Genomic DNA, 20,590 nt, shown 5'->3' with positions numbered 1-20,590 from the left:
CACGAGCTACTCGGGGCGCTCGGCCACGAAGGAGCCGAGGCCCACCTCGGACCGGATGAGGCCCCTGGCCTTCAGGTGGCTCATCGCCTTCTGCGCGGTGGAGGTGGCGACGTCGACCTCGGTGGACAGCGCGACGGCGGTCGGCATGCGGGCGCCCACGGGATACTCGCCCTCGGCGATGCGGGTGATGACCGCTGCTGCTACCTGGCGCCATACGGGGCGGGTGCGATCAAGCTCGTAGCTCATGCGGCGGACGCTAACCGCCTGCGGTGGACCGCGCGACCGCGGTGGACCGAGCATGCTTGGCATGCCATGGAACACCGTAGTCAGCCTCGGTGGACCGCGGTCGCGTCCGTCCGCCGACGCATACACGCTGATGGCATGACCGATCTCGTCGGCCACCTCACGGCTTGGGTGAGCCTGGTGCTCCACCCTCGCGTAGCGCATCGCCGTAACTCGTGCCCCCACGTACTCCCGAGCGCTCCCCTCGTGGCACCCGGCCCTCCCCTTCCACCGCAGCCCCTACGGAGTAGCCACCCCCCTCGACGGCGCCGCCCACAACCCCGTACGCCCCTACCTCCTCGCCCATGAACAGCGGACGCGCACCCCGTACCGCATGCACCTGGCGACGGGAGCCGCGTGATGACGCAGCGCCCCGCACGGCTGCTGCCCTGGACCGGCAGCGACGGCAGGAGCTGTTACCTGATCACCGACGACCACGGCGGCCCCGTCTCCCGGCTGGCCGACGACACCGAGGCCATCCAGCTCGACATGGGCGCACGACTCCTCACCCACGCCGACGCGTTGCGCGACGCCTTGCGGATCGCGGAGAGCAGGGGCAACAACTGACCGGCCAGTACTCCAGCCTGGGCGTTCGTGATCTGGCGACGGGCCCGGCTGGACACAGAACGGCCGACGCTTGATCAGCGGGGGTTGCGTGGATTCCGGAAGATCATGCAGCGGCGGCAGGCCATAGCGGAGTGACCTCCTCGGCGGAGCTCTCAGCAGGCGGACCTTCCAGGCCGGGTCGTCAGGAGCGGCGTCGACGCGGTCCCGCCCGAAGACGGGTGCCTCAGGCTCGGGGGTCTCTCTCGTTGAGTGCGTCGTACTTGCGCACTTCATTGCGCATATGGGGGCTCCACTTGGCGAAGAGCGCCATGACCTCCGGTGCGGCGAGGTGTCGATCGAGCGCCTCCTGGGACGCCCATTGCTCGAGTACCGTGACCGTTCCGGCCGCTGCGTCTTCCACGCAGAACGAGATCAGCACGTTGCCCGGGTTCGCCGCGGCGATCGGGTACGTCGCCTGCGCCTCGGCGACGAACGTCTCGACATCCCTAGCGGGGACGAAGACCCGGCCGGCGACGATGAGGACCGTCCGGGCAGACGGTTGCGTGTCTGCGGTGGTGGCGGCCTTGTCCTGTGGTGAATCCATTGTTCCTTCTCGTCCTTGGTGTCCTGGTGCAGAGCCGGGCCGACCCTGCATGTGCGCGGTGAACCCTGACGTCGGCGTCAGGGGCAGGAGTGAGCGGGGCGACAAGTTCGGTCACCACCTCGATCAGGCGCGGTCCTGCCGGACCCTGATGAGGTGTGAGGCCGGCCGGGCTGCATGGAAGCGTGAGGCCCGGTCGGGCGCGCTGTCCCGCCTCGCCTGCCGGCTCCGGTCAGGCGGCGGTGTACTGGCAGGCCGAGCAGGTGAGGTAGCCCGCGTCGCCGCCCTGGTAGTACGTGGTCTCGTCGGCGGGCGCGACCGGCAGGCCGATGCGTAGCCGTTCGATCAGGTCGGGGTTGGCGATGAGGGCACGGCCAGAGCTGATCAGATCCGCGCCCAGCCCGAGCCAGTGGTCGGCGGCGGTCCGGTCGGCCTGCTCAGGGCCCATCGGAAGCACGGGGTTGACGATCAGTGTGCCCGGCCACGCGCGGCGCAGCCCGACCAGTACCTCCTCCTCCGCGGTCGCCTCCAGGTGCACGTAGGCGAGGTCGAAGCGGGCGAGTTCGGCGAGCAGGGCCGCGTACAGCTCCGGCACCTCGGTCTCCTCCACACCCCAGAAGGTGCCGCCGGGGGAGAGCCTGATCGCGGTGCGGGCCGCGCCCACGGCGTCCACCGTGGCAGCGACCGCCTCGACGGCGAAGCGGATGCGGTGGGCGATCGGGCCGCCGTAGGAGTCGGTGCGCGGGTTGGCGTTGGACGACAGGACCTGTGAGATCAGACAGCCGTTTGCGCCGTGCAGTTCGACACCGTCGAAGCCGACACCGTCGAAGCCGACACCGTCGAAGCCGACACCGTCGAAGCCGACACCGTCGAAGCCGGCGCCGACGGCGCGCCGGGCGGCCTCGGCGTACGAACGCGCCTGCTCGGACACCTCGGCGGTCTCCAGGGCGCGGCGTGCCGGGGCGGACTGCGGCCCGGTCGGGGTGAACACCTTCCCCGCGGCGGCGACCGCGGACGGCCCGACCGGCTGGAGGCCCGTGGTGTCGGGATGCGAGACCCGGCCGCCGTGCATGAGCTGGGCGAAGATCCGCCCACCGTTGGCGTGCACGGCGTCGGTGACGGGCCGCCAGGAGGCCATCTGCTCGTCGGTGTACAGACCCGGCGTGCCCGGGTTGGACTGCCCGACCGGGTTCGGCTGCACCCCCTCGCTGATGATGAGCCCGGCGGTGGCCCGCTGGGCGTAGTAGACCGCCATGGACGGGGTCGCAAGACCCGAGGCCGCTGCCCGGACCCGGGTCATCGGGGCCATCACGACGCGGTCGGGCAGTTCCAGGTCACCTAGACGGTGGCGGTCGAACAACGTGGCCATGCCGGTACTCCTGGCACTCGTCCGTACTGGTAGGAGGACCCGGAGCAGCGGGCCCGACAGGTAACCTAAAACCTGACATTCATGTGAGAGGCAAGTCATGTGGCCGGAGTCACAGACAGGAGAACGAGATGCGGATAGGCGAACTCGCAGCGCGCACTGGAGCCAGCGTCCGCTCACTGCGCTACTACGAGGAACAAGGGCTGCTCACCAGCACCCGCAGCGCGGGCGGACAGCGGCACTACACCGACGCCGAGGTCGAGCGGGTCGCCTTCATCCAGCATCTGTACGCAGCCGGGCTCTCCAGCCGCACCATCGTCGAGCTGCTGCCGTGTGTGGACTCGCCCAGCCATGACAACTCCGACGCCGCTATGGAGCGCATGGCCCAGGAACGGGACCGGCTCTCCGCGCACATCGAGAAGCTGCAGCACACCCGCGACGCGCTCGACGCGCTCATGGCCGCGAACCAGGCCCACCGCGACACCCCTCGGGCGAACTGTAGTGCCATGGCAGCTTCGTTCGTCTAGTACTCCAGTCTGGGTCGCGATCTTGCGGCAACCCCGGCTGGGAACGGGTACAGCCACCGCGTGATCATCGGGGGTTGTGTGGACTCCTGAAGATCGTGCGGTGGCCGCGGGCCATAGCGTGGACCCTGCCCGCCGGCGGGCGATGTTCGACCAGGTCATGGCCCGGATTGCGGGACGGTTCGGCCGAGTTGAGCCGCGGGCCACCGCCCGCGCCTATCTGCTCGGGCTGCTGTCGAATGCCGAGCGCAAGAACTGCTGGTAACTGGTCGAACAGGCCGGTCATGCCCGGCCCGGGCCTACGCAGCGCCTGCTGCGCTACGCCCGCGGGGACGCCGATGCCGTCCGGGATGACCTGCGCGCTTACACCGTCGACCACCTTGGCACCCACGGCGGTGTCCTGGTCGTGGATGGGACCGGCTCCGTGAAGTAGGGCCGGGCCTCGGCGGGAGCGCAACGGCAATACACAGGCACCGCAGGACGCATCGACAACAGCCAGGTCGGCGTGTTCCTCGCGTTGGCCACCGAGCGGGGGCGGGCGCTGATCGACCGCCGGCTCTACCTGCCCGAGCGCTCCTGGTCCACCGATCCCCGGCGCCGCCACGCGGCCCGTGTACCCGACGAGGTGCAGTTTGCGACCAAGCCCCGCCTGGCCGCGGAGATGATCGCCGCCGCGCTGGACGCCGGCATCACCCCCTCCTGGGTGACCGGCGACGAAGCCTACGGCCAAGATCCCCAGCTCCGCGCCGCTCTGGAAGCACGGGGCCTTGGTTACGTGATGGCCGTCGCCTGCTCCACCCGGGTCCGGATCAACCACGGCCGCACCCCTGTCCGCGCCGATGTTCTCGTCCGTCGCCTGCCCGCCACGGCCTGGCAGCGGCACAGTGCCGGGACAGGGGCGAAGGGACCGCGCCACTACGACTGGGCCTGGATCCACATCGGCACCGATCACCACCGCCACCTGCTGATCCGCCGCAGCCGGACCACCGGCGAACTCGCCCTCTACCTGTGCTGGTCACCCACCGAGTACCCCTGGCGGAGCTGGTCCGCGTCGCAGGTGTCCGCTGGAGCGTGGCCGAGTGTTTCATTCCGTTCGGGGAACGCAGGGCGGCCGGAGCCGGCCGACGCCCCGGAGACCTTGGCACGCCCCCGGGACGACTGCAGGACGACTAACCGCGAGGTAACCACCCACTTGAAAGTGCGTTCTTGTGGTGCATACCGCCCCGCGTGAAAAGTGTTCAGCATGAGTTCAGCACACGCACACATCACTGTTCTGGGTCTGGGAGCCATGGGCCGCGCCCTCGCGGGCGCCCTCCTCGCGGCCGGGCGCGAGGTGACGGTCTGGAACCGCACCCCCGGGAAGGCGGACGACCTCGTCGCGCGCGGTGCGCGGGAGGTCTCGACCGTGGCGGAGGCGGTCGGGGCAGGCGGTCTGACGGTCGCGTGCCTCCTCGATGACGCCAGCGTCCGCGAGGCGCTCGCGCCCGTCATGCCGAAGCTGGCCGGCGGCACGCTCGTCAACCTCACCAGCGGCTCCGCACGGCAGGCGCGCGAGCTCGCCGCGTGGGCCGGGGAGCACGGGGTGCGCCTCCTGGCGGGAGGGATCATGGGCGTGCCCCCGATGGTGGGGACGCCGGCGGCGTTCATCCTCTACAGCGGTCCGCGGGACGTCTTCGACGGCGTCGTCCCCGCGCTCGAACCGCTCGCACGCCCGCACTACGTGGGCGAGGACCCCGGGTTCGCGGCGCTGTACGACATGGCCGCGCTGAGCGGCATGTACGGAATCGGCGCCGGGGCGGCCCACGCCCTGGCGATGGTCCACGCGGAGGGCGGCGACGTGGAGACCTTCAGCAGCGAGGTGCTCCAGCCGTGGCTGGAGGCGATGCTCCCGGTGCAGGTCGCCCTCGCCAACGTGAGCGGCTCCGTCCCGGCGGAGTTCAACGCCGCGATGCAGGCGACCGGCCTGGAGAACATGGTCGCCGCCTCCGGCGAAGCGGGTGTGCCCGCGGAGCTGGACGGGCACCTGCGCGCCCAGTTGTGGCGGATGCGACGTGCCGCGGGCATCGTCACGGGCTGAGTCCGTGCCATTACCATGTGCTGGTGCGCAACCCGCCTTACATATGTGCCCTGGACGCCGCGATGGACGTCATCGGGGGAAAGTGGAAAGCGTCGATCCTCTGGGCGTTGAACGAGCGTCTCCACCGCTTCGGAGAGCTGCGCCGCGCCCTTCCCGGCGTCAGCGAGAAGGTCCTCGCCCAGCAGCTGCGCGAGCTGGAGGCGGACGGCATCGTCCGGCGGACCGTGTACGACGAGGTGCCGCCCCGGGTCGAGTACGAGCTGACCGGGGAGGGCGTCGCGCTGTACGCGGCGCTCGGCGCCCTGGGGCAGTGGGGCACCCGCCGCATGCGGGACCTCGACATCCCCCACCCACGGCAAGAGCTGAGCGAGACCTGAGGCCGAGGCCCGCCGCCCTGGGCCGTTTCTGACGGCTCTTGAGACCGTCCCCGGACGGTTACGGGCGGGCCCGATGAGTCAGCCGACGCCTCGCGAGCCGTCTCTCGTAGTGCCACCCGGCCGGATGATGTCCGGCCAAGAGCCGTCAGAAGCGCCCTAGCCGACCCGCACCACGAACTTGCCCCGCACCCCGCCGGCCTCCAGCGCCCGGTGCGCGTCCCCGATCCGCTCCAGCGGGAAGACGGTGTCCACCGCCGGGCGCAGCGTGCCGTCCGCCGCGTAGCCCGCGAGGTCGTCGAGGAGGGCGCGGCGCGGGTCGCCGCTGAAGAACCGGATGCGGCCGCGTCCGTGCACGGTGCTGGCCGCGATGCGACCCAGCGACGCGGCCGGACGCGACGGGTCGAAGGTGATCGTCACCATGCGTCCGCCGGGCCTCAGGAGCCGCCGGTAGGCGGGCAGTTCCGTCCCCACGGTGTCCAGCACCACGTCGAAGCGGCCGAGGTCGTGCGGGCGTACGGCCCGGTGGTCGACGGCGTGCCGCGCGCCCAGCTCGCGCACGAAGTCAAGGTTCGCGGCGCGGGCGAGGCCGGTGACCTCGGCGCCGCGGGCCCGGCCGAGCTGGACGGCGACGTTGCCGACGCCGCCCGCCGCGCCCCGGACGAGCAGGCGTTCGCCGCGGCGCAGGGCGGCCTTATCGCGGAGAGCGGTGACGGCCGTGGTGCCCACCGGGAGGGCGGCGGCCTCGATCAGGTCGAGGCCGTCCGGTATGCGCCCGATCCGGTCGGCGCGCACCGTCACGTACTCGGCGGCGCTGCCGAGACTCGTACGGCCCAGTACGCCCCACACCCGGTCGCCGACCGCGATCCCCTCCTCGGGCCCGGTCCCGCCGGGGCCGAGCGCGACGGCCTCGCCGGTGAAGTCGATACCGATGCGCTGCGGGAACTTCCGGCCCGTGACGAACGCGGCCCGGCCCGACCGGACCGTCAGCTCGCCGCCGTTCACGCTGAGCGCGCGTACCCGCACCAGCACCTCGCCCGGTCCCGGCTCGGGACGCGGCACCTCGCCCACGTACAGCACCTCGGGGCCGCCGAAGCGGTCGAACAGTACGGCTTTCATCATGTGGTTCGTCATGCCGTCGACGGTAGGTTGCGAAGTGGACGGCATCGTCCACTTCTGGCGGAGGTGAGAGACAGTGACGGCGGAATCCTCTCGGATCGGGCTGCGGGCCGACGCCCTGCGCAACCGGGAGCGCATCCTCGGCGCCGCCCGTGAGGTGTTCGCCGAACGCGGCATCGACGCGCCGATGGCCACCGTGGCGCGCCGGGCCGGGGTCGGGGTGGCGACCCTGTACCGGCGTTTTCCGACCCGGGAGGACCTGGTCAGGTCGGCCTTCGCGCGGCAGATGGAGATCTGCGGCGGGGTGCTCGAGGAGGCCGTCGCCGATCCCGACCCGTGGCACGGTTTCCAGCGGCTCATCGAGACGGTCTGCACGCTGCAGCGCGAGGAGCGGGGGTTCCCCGCCGCGTTCTTCCTCGCCTTCCCCGACGCCGCGGAGCACGCAGAGGTGCGGCTACAGGGAGAGCGGCGCTTCACCGCGCTGGTCCGCAGGGCGCAGGCGGCGGGTGCGCTGCGGCCCGACTTCCACCCCTCCGACCTGCTCGTGGTGCTGCTCGCCCACTGCGGGCTGGTGGAGGCGCTGCCCGAGGACGGCGCGGCGTCCCGGCGGCTGGTGGCCTACCTGCTGGAGGCGTTCCGCGCCCGGCCGGCCCGGGGTGCCCTGCCCCCGCCGAGCGCGGTACGCCTGGGCGACTTCACCGACCCGTCGTCGCCGACGGCGGTCCGCCTCGGCCGCTGAGCGCCTCCGCCAGCACCTCCGCCAGGTGCCGGCCCCGTGCCCCCGCCAGCTCGCCCACCTGTGTGCGGCACGAGAAGCCGTCCGTCAGCACCACCGCGTCCTCGGCCGCCTCGCGGACCGCCGGGAGCAACTGCTCCTCCGCGCACGCCACGGACACGTCGTAGTGCCCCTTCTCGAAGCCGAAGTCGCCCGCGAGCCCGCAGCAGCCGCCCGCCAGGTCGCCCGTCAGGCCGGCCGCCTCGCGCAGTCGGCGGTCCGCCGCGTCGCCGAGGACCGCGTGCTGGTGGCAGTGGGTCTGGCCGGTGACCGGGCGGTCGACGCGGGGCGGGGTCCAGTGCGGGGCGTACTCCTGCAGGACTTCCGCGAACGTGCGGACGCGCGCCGCCAGCCGGGGTGCCCGGGGGTCGTCGTGCAGCAGCGCCGCCAGGTCGGAGCGGAGGGCCGCCGCGCAGCTGGGTTCGAGGACGACGACCGGGGCGTCGGCCTCCAGGACCGGTTCCATGAGGTCGAGGGTGCGGCGGAGGACCGTACGGGCGTGGTCGAGCTGGCCCGTCGAGAGGTACGTCAGGCCGCAGCAGACGCGGTTCCCGCGTACCGTCCCGCCTCCGGCCGGCGGCAGCGTCACCGTCAGGCCCGCCGCCTCCAGGACCCGTACGGCCGCCTGCCCCACCGCGGGTGACAGGTGTTCCGTGAAGGTGTCCGGCCAGAGGACGACGACCGGGCCGTCCCCCGCCCTGCCGCGCAGCCCCTTACGCGCCCACCACCTGCTGAACGGCTCCCGCGCCAGCCGCGGGATCCTCCGTTCCGGCGCGATGCCGCCCAGCCGCTTGCCCAGCGCCGCCAACGGGCCGATCCGGGCGAGCGCGTTGACCAGCCACGCCGTCCGCGTACGGGCCACCAGCCGCAGCCACACCGGCAGCCGGCCCATCGCGTAGTGCGCGGCCGGGCGGCGGCGGCCCGCATAGTGGTGGTGCAGGAACTCCGCCTTGTACGTGGCCATGTCGACGCCGACCGGGCAGTCCGAGCGGCAGCCCTTGCAGGACAGGCACAGGTCGAGGGCGTCCCGCACCTCCTCCGAGCGCCAGCCGTCCGTCACGACCTCGCCCGCCAGCATCTCGTGCAGCAGCCTCGCCCGGCCCCGCGTGGAGTGCTCCTCCTCGCCCGTCGCCCGGAAGGACGGGCACATGACGGCGCCCTGACCGGGCGTCGCGGTACGGCACTTGGCCACCCCCACGCACCGCCGTACGGCCGCGCCGAAGTCGCCGCCGTCCTCCGGGTACCCGAACGCCACGTCCACCGGCTCGCGCGGCAGGACCGCGAAGCGGAGGTCGGCGTCCAGCGGGGCCGGGCGGACCAGCATGCCCGGGTTCAGGACGTCGTCCGGGTCCCAGACGCCCTTCACGCGCTCGAAGAGGCCGACGACCTCGGGGCCGTACATGCGGGGCAGCAGTTCCGCGCGTGCCTGGCCGTCGCCGTGCTCGCCCGAGAGCGAGCCGCCGTGGGACACCACCAGGTCCGCCAGTTCCTCCGAGAAGCGGCGGAAGCGGGCGATCCCCGCCTCCGTCACCAGGTCGAAGTCGATACGGACGTGGATGCAGCCGTCCCCGAAGTGACCGTACGGCGTGCCGCGCAGGCCGTGGTCCGCCAGCAGCCTTTTGAAGTCCCGCAGGTAGGCGCCCAGTCGGGCGGGCGGCACCGCGCAGTCCTCCCAGCCCGGCCACGCCTCCGTGCCGTCGGGCATACGGGTCGCCGTGCCCGACGCGTCCTCGCGGATGCGCCACAGCGTGCGCTGGGCCGCGGGGTCGGTCACCACCAGTGTGTCCAGCGCGTCGGACGCTCCCGCGATCGTCTCCCCGCGCGCGCGTGCCTCCGCCGCCGTGTCGCCGCCCGTCTCCACGAACAGCCAGGCACCGCCCCGGGGCAGACCCGCGCCCTCGCGCACCAGGTCCGCCGCCATGCCCTCCACCGTCAGCGGGCCCAGCGGCAGCAGTCCCGCAGCCGCCTGCGCCGCCGCGCTCTCGTCGGAGTAGCCCAGTACGGCGAGCGCACGCGCGCGCGGGGCCTCGACGAGCCGTACGACCGCCTCCGTGAGGAGCCCGAGCGTGCCCTCGGAGCCGCAGAAGGAACGGGCGACGTCCGCGCCGTGCTCGGGCAGCAGGGCGTCGAGCGCGTAGCCGGAGATGCGTCGCGGAAGCGATGTGAAACCTTTGCGGAGGAGCGCCAGCTCCCCGTGCACGAGCGGACGCAGACCTTCCGGGGCGCCCGCCCAGTTCCGGCCGAGACGGAGCCGGTCGCCCCCGCCGCCGAGCACCGTCAGCTCCTCGACGTTGTCCGCGGTCGTGCCCCAGGCCACCGAGTGGGAGCCGCAGGAGTTGTTACCGATCATTCCGCCGAGCGTGCAGCGGCTGTGGGTGGACGGGTCGGGGCCGAAGCGCAGGCCGTGCGGGGCGGCGGCCTCCTGGAGGCGGTCGAGGACCAGACCGGGCTGGACGACGGCCCGGCGTGCGCCGGGGTCGAGGGAGAGGACGCGGTTCATGTGGCGGGTGAAGTCCAGGACCACGCCCGTGCCCGTGGCCTGGCCCGCGATCGACGTGCCGCCGCCGCGCGCCACCACCGGGACCCCGTGCTCCCGGCAGACCGCCAGGGCCGCCGCCACGTCGTCGGCGTCCCTCGGCGCCACCACACCGAGGGGCACCCGGCGGTAGTTGGAGGCGTCCATGGTCGTGAGCGCCCGCGCGGTCGGGCCGAAGGCGACCTCGCCGCGCACGGCCGTCCGCAGCGCGGTGCGCAGCGCTTCGCGCGTCCCGGTCCGCGGTTCCCGGAGTCCCGTCATGCCCTCAGCACGCCCTTGTTGAGAGAGTGTCACTTTTCGGCCACCCCTTCTGCCCCGACCGCCCCACGCTGCGGTTGCACCTGTCACTTGATGCTAGGAACGTGACTGAAAGGTTCCCACTGCGTTCGCAAAGTCTCATATAGTGACCGCCAGGTGCGCATAAGTGATGGCTCTCACCTGAAGAAGAGAACCGAAAACAGACCAACACCCGTCTCAAGAATCGCCTTATGACCCGCCCCGGGGGCCACCCCAGACCACGGTGAACGCCCGCGGACCCGACCGAGGAATCGATTGATGACCTCCCCCACGCTCCCCGGCGACCGGCCCGCCGCCCGCAGCCTGCTGACCGCCTTCCTCCTGACCGCGGTACTGGCCGGGCTCGCGGTGGCGAGCGCGGTCGTCGTCGCGCCCGACTCCGTGCGGGTACCCCTCGCGCTGGGCGGCACCGCGGCGGGCCTGCTGCTGTGCGCGGCCGTCACGGTGGCCGCGCACGGACTGCTGTCGGCCAGGGCGGCCCGCCACCGGCTGGAGTCGGTCACCCAGGACGTGGGTCGGCTGGTCCAGGAACGGGCCCGGATCGCCGAGGACGCGCGCCAGGAACGCGCCCGGCTGACCGACGAACTGGACCGGGAACGCGCCCGTCTGACGGCCGAGCTGGCCCAGGAGCGCACCCGGATCACCGAGTCGTTCGCCGCCGAACGCGCCCGCCTCACCGAGGAGTACGAGGCGGAGACCGCGCGGCTGACCACCGAGTACGAGACGGAGACCGCCCGGCTGACCGCCGAGTACGAGGCGGAGACCACCCGGCTCACCGAGGAGCACGCCGCTGAGCGCGCCCGGTCCGCCGAGGACCTGGCCCGGCTGACGCGGAAGCTGCGCGAGGCGAACTCCCTGCGCTCCGCCGCCGTCTCCGCCACCGCCAACGTCGCCGGACGCTTGCAGGCCCTGGCCACCGGAATGCTCGCCGACCTGCGGTCGATGGAGGAGAAGCACTCCGACGAGGAGGTGCTCACCGACCTCCTCCACCTCGACCACCGCACCGCGCAGGCCGGACGCCTCGCCGACTCCATCGCCGTCCTCACGGGCGCCCGTTCGGGCCGCCGCTGGGCCCGGCCGATCAGCATGGAGTCCATCCTGCGCGGCGCCATGGGCCGGATCAGCGGCTACCAGCGCGTGCGCGTCCACTCGACCAGTGACGTCGCCGTCGCCGGGCACGCGGCCGAGGGCGTGATGCACGCGCTCGCCGAGCTCCTCGACAACGCGGCCAACTTCTCCCCGCCGACCGCGGAGGTCCACGTCTACGTCGAGGAGGTCCCGGCCGGCGCCATCGTGTCCGTCGAGGACAGCGGTCTCGTCATGGGTGAGGTCCAGCTCCGCCGCGCCGAACGGGCCGTCTCCGGCGAGGGCTCGGAACTCGGCGGTCTCACCGGCACCCGGCTCGGCCTCGCCGTGGTCGGCCGGCTGGCGAAGCGGTACGGCCTCAAGGTCTCGTACCGTCCGTCGGCGCGCGGCGGCACGGGCGTGCTGATGCTCATACCGCAGGACATCCTCGTGGCCCGGGACGGCACGTCCGGCCTCGCCGCCGTCCCGGCCGGCCGGACGGCCGCGGCCCTCCCGACGTCCCCGGGCGCCCGGGCCCTCCCGGCCACCCCGGCCGCGTCTGCCGCGCTGCCCTCCGCGTCCGGGACCCCGGCGCTGCCGCGGCGCCGCGCGGCGCAGGACGCCGAGGCGACGTACGCCGCCGCGCTCGCCGGGACCGACCTGGACCCCGACCCCGTGCCCACGCACGAGTCGCCCGACGCCGGCCTGCCCGGCTCCCCGGCCCCGGACACCGACACCCTCGCGCACGGGCTGCCCAGGCGCCGCCGCGGGCGCACCCTCGCGGAGGCCGAGCGCTCCCGGCTCGCCGGCCGCGACGCCACGCCGCGCACGGCGCCGCCCGCCGGCGACGCGAAGACCCGCGCCACCCGCTTCGGCAGCTTCCGCCAGGCCGTCCGCAACGCCCCCGAGGGCACGCCCGACCAGCCGCCCGGCGACACCGGACAGGCCACCCGCGCTCAGGACGCCTACGGCCAGGGCACCTATGGCCAGGACCCCACCAGCCGGAATGCCACCGGCCAGAGCCCGACCGGCCAGGACCCCACCGGCCAGAGCCCCACCGGCCAGGACCCCACCAGCCAGGACCCCATCGGCCAGAACCCCGCCACCCAGACCCCCATCGGCCGGCCCGGCTTCGGTGAGGCCCCCGCCCAGGGCACGACCTGGGGTGAGGCCCCCCTCCAGGGCACACCCGCGGCGGCCCCGGACCACCTCGCATCCGGCTCCGGCTCCGGCCCCGGCGACGGCGACGGCGACGGGATCGCCCCCGAGACGACTCCCGGAACCGCCCCCGAGACGACTGCCGGAACCGACGGCGCCGCACCGACCACTCCGTCCCCCTCGCACCCGCAGACCCACCCGGAAGGCGACACCACCTCATGACCGGCACGACGACCGCCGACGACAAGCTCACGTGGCTCATCGAGGGCCTGCTGCAGCGCACCCCGGGCGCGCGACACGCGCTCGTGCTGTCCCGTGACGGCCTGAAACTGTGCCGTACGCCGGAGCTCTCCGCGGACCAGGCCGACCAGCTCGCCGCGATCGCGGCCGGCATCCAGTCCCTGTCGCACGGGGCCTCCGTGGAGTTCGGCGACGGCACCGGCGGAGTCCGGTCCGCCATGACCGAGTTCTACGGCGGGGTGCTGTTCATCGTAGAGGCGGGCGAGGGCGCCCACCTGGCCGTGATCGCCGCCGAGGACGCGGACGCCGGGCTCGTCGGCCACAACATGAGCGAACTCGTCGAGCAACTCGGCGAGCACCTGACCGCCCAGCCCCGGACCTCATGAGCGGGCCCGGCAGCAGGCCAGGCAGGGACGACTCCCCGGACCGGCTCTACACCCTCACCGGAGGGCGCAGCCGGGCGGGCACGGACAGCCCCTTCGACCTGGTGACCCTCGTCGTCGCGGAGAGCGCCCCGGTGCCCGGCATGCAGTCGGAGCACGCGGCGATCCTGCGGATGACCGAGCGTCCCACGGCGGTCGTGGAGATCGCCGCCGAACTGCGGCTGCCGGTCGGCATCACCAAGATCCTGCTGGCCGACCTCCTCGCCACGGGCCGCGTCAGCGCCCGCCACCCCCGCCACCAGGCAGCCGTACCCGACCTAGAACTCCTGGAGCAGGTGCTCGTTGGACTCCGCAACCTCTAGAGCCAGCGCGCCGCTCGGCGCGTCGGCCAGCAATGGTCTCAAGATCGTGGTCGTGGGCGGCTTCGGCGTCGGCAAGACGACGCTGGTCCGCTCGGTCAGCGAGATCCGTCCCCTCGCCACCGAGGAGACGATGACGCAGGCCGGCGCGGCCGTGGACGACCTGACCGGCGTGACGACCAAGACCGCCACCACGGTCGCGTTCGACTTCGGGCGCATCACGCTCGACGCCCGCAATGTGCTGTACCTGTTCGGCGCGCCCGGCCAGGAGCGTTTCTGGTTCCTGTGGGACCGGCTGTTCTCCGGCACGCTGGGCGCGGTCGTCCTCGTCGACACCCGGCGGATCGACGACTCCTGGTACGCCATCGACCGGCTGGAGAAGCACGGCACGCCGTTCGTCGTCGCCGTCAACGACTTCGGCGGCCCGAGCTTCACCCCGGAGCAGGTCCGCGAGGCCCTCGACCTGGACCCGCACGTCCCGCTCGTCTCCTGCGACGCGCGCTCCCGGGAGTCCAGCAAGCTGGTCCTGATCACCCTGGTCGAGCACGTGCACACGCTGCACGCCGCCGACCGCGTCCGACCCTCTCGTCAGGAGCTGGTGTAATGCCCATCCCCCTCCGCGGTCCCGGGTCCCACGAGGAGCCGGCCGAGCTGTACCGGGCGATGCGGCGCAAGCACGGTCCGGTGGCCCCGATCCTGCTGGACGGCGACATACCCGCCTGGCTGGTGATCGGCTACCGCGAGCTGCACCAGGTCACCGGTGACCCGAACCTGTTCAGCCGGGACTCCGAGCTGTGGAACCAGTGGGACAACATCCCCGAGGACTGGCCGCTGCGGCCCGTCCTCAACCGCGGCCAGCCGTCGATCCTCTACACGGTCGGCGAGCGCCACAGCCGGCGGGCCGCGCTGCTCGGCGCCGCGCTGGACGGCATCGACCCGTCCGTCCTGCGCGCCGACTGCGAGCGGTTCGCCGACGAGCTGATCGACACGTTCTGCACCAAGGGCGGCGCCGACCTCGTCAACGAGTACGCGATGCAGCTGCCGGTGCGTGTCCTCGCCCACACCTACGGCTTCACCGAGGAGGCGGGCCGGGGACTGGTCACGGCGCTGACCGACATGATCAACGCGGGTGACCGGGCGCTCGAGGGCGAGGCCTACCTGTACAGGACGGCCAAGGAGCTGCTGGCCGACCGGAGGAAGTCGCCCGCGGACGACGTGGCGACCCGGATGCTCGACTACTCCCCGGAGTTCACCGAGGAGGAGACGGTCCAGGACCTGATGATCCTGATGTCGGCGGGCCACCAGCCGACCGCCGACTGGATCGGCACCTCGCTGCACCTGATGCTGACGGACGCCCGGTTCGCGGCCACCATGTTCGGCGGCCGCAGCAGCGTCGCCGAGGCCATGAACGAGGTGCTGTGGGAGCAGACGCCCACGCAGAACATGCCGGGCCGGTACGCCACCCGCGACACCCACCTCGGCGGCCGCCGGATCGGCGCCGGCGACCTGCTGATCCTCGGCATCCAGGGCGCCAACTCCGACCCCCAGATACGCACCGACGCCTCGGCCCTGACCGGCGGCAACAGCGCGCACTTCTCCTTCAGCCACGGGGAGCACCGGTGCCCGTTCCCGGCGCAGGAGGTCTCCGAGGTGATCGCGCGGACGGGGATCGAGGTCGTGCTGGACCGGCTGCCGGACATCGACCTGGCGGTCCCGGCCGACTCCCTGAAGCGCCGCGAGTCCCCGTGGCTGCGCGGCCTGACGGAGCTTCCGGTCACCTTCGCCCCCACCCCGGCGCTCGGCGGCCCGGACGCCTGACGCCCGCCTGGTGCGCCCGGACGGAACCGTGTGCGGTTCCGTCCGGGGCAGGGGGGCGGGTGCCGGCCGGGACACCAGGGATGAGATACCCGTCTCAGAGCACGGACTTCGTTTCCTCCGGGTTTCACCGAGCGGCTAGGCTCGCCGACGTGGCTGAGATCCGGATTCCCGCTGACATCAAGCCCGCCGACGGTCGCTTCGGCTCGGGCCCCTCCAAGGTGCGGACGGAGGCGCTGGACGCGCTGGCCGCCACCGGTACGTCCCTGCTGGGCACCTCCCACCGTCAGGCCCCGGTCAAGAACCTGGTCGGCGCGGTGCGCGAGGGCATCGGCGAGCTGTTCCAGCTCCCCGAGGGCTACGAAGTGGTCCTCGGCAACGGCGGCTCCACCGCCTTCTGGGACGTGGCGACCCACGGACTGATCGAGAACAAGTCGCAGCACCTCAGTTTCGGCGAGTTCTCCTCCAAGTTCGCCAAGGCCTCCAAGCTCGCCCCGTGGCTGGCCGAGCCCACCGTCATCTCCTCGGAGCCGGGCACGCACCCGGAGCCCGAGGCCGAGGCGGGTGTGGACGTGTACGCGTTCACGCACAACGAGACCTCCACCGGTGTCGCCGCCCCGATCAAGCGGGTCGCGGGCGCCGACGAGGGCGCCCTGGTCCTCGTGGACGCCACCTCCGGCGCCGGCGGCCTGCCCGTCGACATCGCCGAGACCGACGTCTACTACTTCGCCCCGCAGAAGTCCTTCGCCGCCGACGGCGGCCTCTGGATCGGCGTCTTCTCCCCGGCCGCGATCGAGCGCGCCGAGCGGATCCACGCGAGCGGCCGCCACGTCCCGGAGTTCTTCTCCCTGCCGACGGCGATCGACAACTCGCGCAAGAACCAGACGTACAACACCCCGGCCCTCGCCACCCTCTTCCTGCTGAACCAGCAGCTGGAGTGGATCAACGGCCAGGGCGGCCTGGACTGGGCCGTGCGCCGTACCGCCACCTCCGCGCGCACCCTGTACGGCTGGGCCGAGGACATCAAGTACGCGAGCCCGTTCGTCACCGACCCGGCCAAGCGCTCGCAGGTCGTCGGCACGATCGACTTCGCCGACGAGGTGGACGCCTCCGCCGTCGCCAAGGTGCTGCGCGCCAACGGCATCGTCGACACCGAGCCGTACCGCAAGCTCGGCCGCAACCAGCTCCGCGTCGCGATGTTCCCGGCCGTCGACCCGGCGGACGTCGAGGCGCTGACGAAGTGCGTGGACTACGTGATCGAGCAGCTCTGACCACGCCCGTACGGAACGAAAGGGGCGCCCGGACCTCACCGGGCGCCCCTTCCCGTTCGTCTAGCGGCTGAGCTTCTGGAACCTGCGCACCGCGAGCGGCAGGAACACCACCGTCAGGATCAGCGGCCACACCCACGCCATCAGCAGGGCATGCTGCTCGATCCACCCGTCACCGCCGCCCACCGGCGTGCCGAACAGCTCACGGGTCGCCGCGGCCGTGGAGGAGATGGGGTTCCAGGCGGCGACGAAGCCCAGCCAGTCCGGCATCAGCTGGGGTGCCACGAAGATGCTGGAGATCATCGTCAGCGGCATGGCGACCGCGAACAGGTTGCCCGCCGCCTCCGGGTTGGGCACCAGGAAGCCCAGCCACACCCCGACCCAGATCAGGGCGATCCGCAGCCAGAGGAGCAGGCCGAAGGCCGCGAGGAAGGCCCAGCCGCCGTCCGGCCGCCAGCCCATGGCGAACGCGGTGCCCATCATGATGAGCAGCTCCGCACAGGCCAGGACCAGATCCGTCACCCCGCGCCCGGCGACCACCGCCGAGGAGGCCATCGGCATGGACCGGAAGCGGTCGGTGACACCCTTGGTGGAGTCGTGCACCACGAGCGTCGCGGTGTTGATGAAGCCGAAGGCCATCGACATCACGAACATGCCCGGCATCAGGAAGTCCTTGTAGTCCCCGCCGCCCGGCACCCGCATCGCGCTACCGAAGACGTAGCCGTACAGGAGGACGGAGACGATCGGGAAGCCCAGTGCCCACAGGATGTTGGCCGGCTGGCGCTGGTAGTGGGTCAGGCCGCGGCGCACGACGTTCCAGCAGTCCGCCAGGACCCAGTACACGCGGCCGTGTGCCGGCCGCCCGGAGAGATCCACCGTGGTCACGCCGCCGTCTCCTTCCCGGTCTCCGTCCGCTCCGTGCGGTGTCCGGTCAGGCGCAGGAACACGTCGTCCAGGCTCGGCCTGCGCAGCCCGATGTCCTCGGCCGCGATGCCCTCGTCCTGGAGGGTCCGTGCCGCCTCCGTCAGGGCCGCCACCCGGTCGGCGACCGGCGCGTGGACGCGCAGTTCGGTCTCGTCCGTCTCCGGTTCGCCGTCCGCGACCCGGGCGAGGACCTTCACCGCGCGCGGGATGTCGGCCCGCTCGGCGACGACGATTTCGATGCGGTCGCCGCCCACCGTGTTCTTCAGCCCGTCCGGGGTGTCGTCCGCGATGGCCCGCCCCTGGTCGAGCACGGTGATCCGGGAGGCCAGCCTGTCGGCCTCGTCCAGGTACTGCGTGGTCAGCAGCACGGTCGTACCGCCCGCCACCAGGTCCCGTACGGAGTCCCAGACCTCGCCCCGGCTGCGCGGGTCGAGACCGGTCGTCGGCTCGTCGAGGAAGAGGACGGCCGGGGTGAGGATCATCGAGGCGGCGAGGTCCAGCCGGCGCCGCATGCCGCCGCTGTACTTCCCGACCCCCTTGTCCGCCGCGTCGGTCAGCCGGAACTGTTCCAGCAGCTCGCCCGCCCGCAGCCGGGCCCGCCTGCCGCCCAGATGGAACAGCCGGCCGAACATCTCCAGGTTCTGCCGCCCCGTCAGCACCTCGTCCACGGCCGCGTACTGCCCGGTCAGCCCGATCCGCGCCCGCACCTCCTGCGCCTGCCGCGCCACGTCGAGCCCGGCCACCGTGGCCCGGCCACCGTCCAGCCGCAGCAGCGTGGCCAGGATGCGCACGGCGGTGGTCTTGCCCGCGCCGTTCGGCCCCAGCAGGCCGTGCACCGTGCCCTCGCGCACCGTCAGGTCGAAGCCGTCCAGCGCCCGCTTCTCCCCGTACCGCTTCACCAGTCCCTCGGCCCGCACCGCGTAGCCGTCGTCCGTCATGACGTTCTCTCCCCCTTGTTCCACCCCGGGCATGCGAACTGGGTACGCCGTACCCATTTCGCTGAGAGTACACCGTACTCAGTTTCCGCGCGACCGATTACCCTCAGGTCCATGAGCAGTGGCACCAAGGGCACGGGCGGTACGGAGACCAGTGGCAGCGGCGATATCGCGCGCACCCTCGAACTGCTCTGGGACACCGGGAAACGCCCCAGCCGCGGTCCCAAGCCGGGGCTGACCCTGGACCAGATCGTGGAAGCGGCCGTCCGGGTCGCGGACGCGGAGGGTCTGGAGGCGGTGTCGATGCGCCGGATCGCCACCGAACTCGGCACCGGAACGATGTCCCTCTACCGCTACGTGCCCGGCAAGGCGGAGCTGCTGGACCTGATGCTCGACCGGGTGCAGAGCCTCGACGCCAACCCGGTCACCCGGCACGACGGCAGCTGGCGCGGGGCCCTGGAGGCCATGGCCCACGCCTCCCTGGCCCTCCACCGCCGTCACCCCTGGCTGCTCCAGATCAACCAGACCCGCCCGGTCCTCGGCCCGAGCGCACTCGACACCATGGAGGCGGTGCTCGCGTACATCAAGCCCATGGGCCTCACCGACCCGGAGCTGGTGTCGGTGCTCATCATGGTCGACGGGTACGTCGCCGGGGCCGCGCGCACCCAGCTGTACGCGCAGGACGCGGAGCGCCGGACCGGCCTGACCGACGCGGAGTTCTGGCAGGCGCAGGAGCCCGTGCTGGAAAAGGCCATGACGTCGGGCCGCTACCCGGTCATGGCCTCACTGTCCGACGACACCTTCGGCCCCGACTTCGACCACTTCGAGTTCGGCCTGCAGCGCATCCTGGACGGGCTCGAGGTGCTGGTCACCCGGCGCGGCGAGGAGCGCGGCAGGAAACACGACGAGGCGTGATCACGACGACCGGCGCCGCAGCCGCCCCATCCCCCACACGACCGCTATGACGGCGGCGACGGCCAGCACACCGACCTGCACGCCCTTCGAGGTTCCGGCCTCCCCGCCGCCCTCACCGGCCCGCGTCGACCCCTCGCCCGGGGAGGGCGACGCGGACACCTCTCCCCCGTCCGGCGCCGGCCGCGGCTCCACCGAGCTTCCCGACCCCTCGCTGCCGTACATGATCTGTTTCCCGTCGGGGGTGTAGGTCATCGACTCCCCCTGCCGCTGCAGCGGGACGCTGAGCCTCCCGCTCTCCTCGATCCTCCCGCCGTTCCAGTCGTACGCGATGCCGCCGAAGTACCCGCGCACGGCTAGCTGTTCCCCGTTCGGGGAGAACGCCCCGTCGGTGGCCCAGAGGTCGACCGGGGCGATCCTGCGGAAGACGTTGACGCCGCTCGGGGAGAGGGTCTCGGGTCCCTCGTACAGCGAGCCGCCCGCCTTCTTCTTGTCGGCGATGTAGACGCGGCCCGTCTTCGGGTGCACCATCAGCGACTCGGCGTCCCGGGCGCCGTCGGCGTACTGGACGACGTACTGCGTGGCACGGACCGTCCGGTCCGTCAGCTCCTTCGGCTCGGGCAGCTCGTAGATCCAGACGTGGTCCCAGCCGCCGTCGAGGTTGTCGCCGATGTCACCGACGTAGATCTCGTTCCCCGGCCCGATGGAGATCGCCTCGACGTCGCGCGGCTCGCCCACGCCGCTCATGGTGACGGTGGCGACGGTCTTCCCGGTGGCACTGTCGACCGCGTACAGGTAGGGCCCGTCGTCGCTGTCGTTGTGGGTCCAGTAGACACCGGGGTGCAGACGGGAGGCGGCGAGGCCGCTGGACTCCGAGATCCTCGGGTCCTCGATGGTGAACCGCTCCGCGTCGGCGGCCGCGGGCGCGGTCCCGGCGGCGGCGAGGAGGAGCCCGGCGAGGCCCGCGAGCAACGGCAGTGATCGACGGCGCATGCCCCCAGCCTGCCATCACGGCGCGGCACACGCCGTCCCCA

Annotated in this window: 20 protein-coding genes and 1 pseudogene; 13 read left to right on the top strand and 8 right to left on the bottom strand. The window is 72.5% G+C overall.

Translation table 11 applies throughout. From position 1 onward, the window contains the following. Window positions 1–6 precede the first annotated feature (6 nt). Window positions 7–246 carry a GntR family transcriptional regulator gene (locus tag IEZ04_RS00830; RefSeq protein WP_189214645.1) on the bottom strand — a complete coding sequence of 80 codons (240 nt, stop codon included), beginning with the start codon at window positions 244–246 and terminating at the stop codon, window positions 7–9. Window positions 247–642: 396 nt separating this feature from the next. Here IEZ04_RS00830 and IEZ04_RS00825 point away from each other — a divergent pair, with 396 nt between their 5' ends. Next, window positions 643–849 (top strand): hypothetical protein, encoded by a 207-nt coding sequence (locus tag IEZ04_RS00825; RefSeq protein ID WP_189214644.1) that lies wholly within the window; start codon window positions 643–645, stop codon window positions 847–849. A gap of 223 nt (window positions 850–1,072) precedes the next feature. On the opposite strand, the gene IEZ04_RS00820 is transcribed toward IEZ04_RS00825, so the two are convergent. Then, window positions 1,073–1,432 carry a putative quinol monooxygenase gene (locus tag IEZ04_RS00820; RefSeq protein ID WP_189214643.1) on the bottom strand — a complete coding sequence of 120 codons (360 nt, stop codon included), beginning with the start codon at window positions 1,430–1,432 and terminating at the stop codon, window positions 1,073–1,075. A 229-nt stretch (window positions 1,433–1,661) separates the two neighbouring features. Further along, entirely contained in the window at window positions 1,662–2,798 is a 1,137-nt protein-coding gene (locus IEZ04_RS00815; RefSeq protein ID WP_189214642.1) for an alkene reductase, read from the bottom strand. Between the two features lie 128 nt (window positions 2,799–2,926). Here IEZ04_RS00815 and IEZ04_RS00810 point away from each other — a divergent pair, with 128 nt between their 5' ends. From IEZ04_RS00810 to IEZ04_RS00795, 4 genes and pseudogenes are all read left to right on the top strand, one after another. Beyond that, a complete protein-coding gene (locus IEZ04_RS00810) occupies window positions 2,927–3,322 on the top strand; it encodes a MerR family transcriptional regulator (protein ID WP_189214641.1) in 396 nt (131 codons plus the stop codon). A gap of 157 nt (window positions 3,323–3,479) precedes the next feature. Further along, a pseudogene (locus IEZ04_RS34525) lies at window positions 3,480–4,405 on the top strand (IS701 family transposase); the annotation flags it as partial. A gap of 157 nt (window positions 4,406–4,562) precedes the next feature. Further along, complete coding sequence (locus IEZ04_RS00800) at window positions 4,563–5,396, top strand: NAD(P)-dependent oxidoreductase (protein WP_189214640.1); 834 nt, start codon at window positions 4,563–4,565, stop codon at window positions 5,394–5,396. Window positions 5,397–5,458: 62 nt separating this feature from the next. After that, a complete protein-coding gene (locus tag IEZ04_RS00795; RefSeq protein ID WP_189215336.1) occupies window positions 5,459–5,773 on the top strand; it encodes a winged helix-turn-helix transcriptional regulator in 315 nt (104 codons plus the stop codon). A 156-nt stretch (window positions 5,774–5,929) separates the two neighbouring features. On the opposite strand, the gene IEZ04_RS00790 is transcribed toward IEZ04_RS00795, so the two are convergent. Beyond that, window positions 5,930–6,904: an NAD(P)-dependent alcohol dehydrogenase gene (locus tag IEZ04_RS00790; RefSeq protein WP_189214639.1), complete on the bottom strand. Its 975-nt coding sequence runs from the start codon at window positions 6,902–6,904 to the stop codon at window positions 5,930–5,932. Window positions 6,905–6,965: 61 nt separating this feature from the next. Here IEZ04_RS00790 and IEZ04_RS00785 point away from each other — a divergent pair, with 61 nt between their 5' ends. Then, on the top strand, window positions 6,966–7,628 hold the full coding sequence (locus IEZ04_RS00785; protein WP_229820760.1) for a TetR/AcrR family transcriptional regulator: 663 nt from the start codon (window positions 6,966–6,968) through the stop codon (window positions 7,626–7,628). On the opposite strand, the gene IEZ04_RS00780 is transcribed toward IEZ04_RS00785, so the two are convergent. After that, window positions 7,585–10,461: an FAD-binding and (Fe-S)-binding domain-containing protein gene (locus tag IEZ04_RS00780; RefSeq protein WP_189214638.1), complete on the bottom strand. Its 2,877-nt coding sequence runs from the start codon at window positions 10,459–10,461 to the stop codon at window positions 7,585–7,587. The genes IEZ04_RS00785 and IEZ04_RS00780 overlap by 44 nt on opposite strands. Window positions 10,462–10,755: 294 nt before the next feature. On the opposite strand from IEZ04_RS00780, the gene IEZ04_RS00775 reads away from it, so the two are divergent. From IEZ04_RS00775 to serC, 6 genes are all read left to right on the top strand, one after another. Continuing rightward, complete coding sequence (locus IEZ04_RS00775) at window positions 10,756–12,942, top strand: ATP-binding protein (RefSeq protein ID WP_189214637.1); 2,187 nt, start codon at window positions 10,756–10,758, stop codon at window positions 12,940–12,942. Beyond that, on the top strand, window positions 12,939–13,346 hold the full coding sequence (locus IEZ04_RS00770) for a roadblock/LC7 domain-containing protein (protein WP_189214636.1): 408 nt from the start codon (window positions 12,939–12,941) through the stop codon (window positions 13,344–13,346). Before IEZ04_RS00775 ends, IEZ04_RS00770 begins: the two co-directional genes overlap by 4 nt. Then, on the top strand, window positions 13,343–13,705 hold the full coding sequence (locus IEZ04_RS00765) for a DUF742 domain-containing protein (protein WP_189214635.1): 363 nt from the start codon (window positions 13,343–13,345) through the stop codon (window positions 13,703–13,705). Before IEZ04_RS00770 ends, IEZ04_RS00765 begins: the two co-directional genes overlap by 4 nt. Beyond that, window positions 13,686–14,306 (top strand): GTP-binding protein, encoded by a 621-nt coding sequence (locus IEZ04_RS00760; RefSeq protein WP_189214634.1) that lies wholly within the window; start codon window positions 13,686–13,688, stop codon window positions 14,304–14,306. Before IEZ04_RS00765 ends, IEZ04_RS00760 begins: the two co-directional genes overlap by 20 nt. Further along, window positions 14,306–15,520, top strand: coding sequence for a cytochrome P450 (locus tag IEZ04_RS00755; protein ID WP_189214633.1), 1,215 nt, complete (start codon window positions 14,306–14,308; stop codon window positions 15,518–15,520). The genes IEZ04_RS00760 and IEZ04_RS00755 overlap by 1 nt, the downstream gene beginning before the upstream one ends. A 149-nt stretch (window positions 15,521–15,669) precedes the next feature. Further along, window positions 15,670–16,788, top strand: coding sequence for a phosphoserine transaminase (gene serC / locus IEZ04_RS00750; RefSeq protein WP_189214632.1), 1,119 nt, complete (start codon window positions 15,670–15,672; stop codon window positions 16,786–16,788). Window positions 16,789–16,848: 60 nt separating this feature from the next. Here the strand turns inward: serC and IEZ04_RS00745 are convergent, their stop codons facing one another. Both IEZ04_RS00745 and IEZ04_RS00740 read right to left on the bottom strand, forming a co-directional pair. Next, window positions 16,849–17,670 carry an ABC transporter permease gene (locus IEZ04_RS00745; RefSeq protein ID WP_189214631.1) on the bottom strand — a complete coding sequence of 274 codons (822 nt, stop codon included), beginning with the start codon at window positions 17,668–17,670 and terminating at the stop codon, window positions 16,849–16,851. Continuing rightward, window positions 17,667–18,647 (bottom strand): ATP-binding cassette domain-containing protein, encoded by a 981-nt coding sequence (locus tag IEZ04_RS00740; protein ID WP_189214630.1) that lies wholly within the window; start codon window positions 18,645–18,647, stop codon window positions 17,667–17,669. Before IEZ04_RS00740 ends, IEZ04_RS00745 begins: the two co-directional genes overlap by 4 nt. Window positions 18,648–18,758: 111 nt before the next feature. Between IEZ04_RS00740 and IEZ04_RS00735 the strand changes: the two genes are divergently transcribed. After that, entirely contained in the window at window positions 18,759–19,559 is an 801-nt protein-coding gene (locus IEZ04_RS00735; RefSeq protein ID WP_189214629.1) for a TetR/AcrR family transcriptional regulator, read from the top strand. On the opposite strand, the gene IEZ04_RS00730 is transcribed toward IEZ04_RS00735, so the two are convergent. Further along, on the bottom strand, window positions 19,560–20,549 hold the full coding sequence (locus IEZ04_RS00730) for a TolB-like translocation protein (RefSeq protein ID WP_189214628.1): 990 nt from the start codon (window positions 20,547–20,549) through the stop codon (window positions 19,560–19,562). Window positions 20,550–20,590: the final 41 nt, after the last annotated feature.

Source organism: Streptomyces ruber (assembly GCF_014648075.1).
GTDB lineage: Bacteria > Actinomycetota > Actinomycetes > Streptomycetales > Streptomycetaceae > Streptomyces > Streptomyces ruber.
The sequence above is the reverse complement of the archived record's forward strand: the minus strand, read 5'-3'. Positions and strand labels throughout refer to the sequence as shown.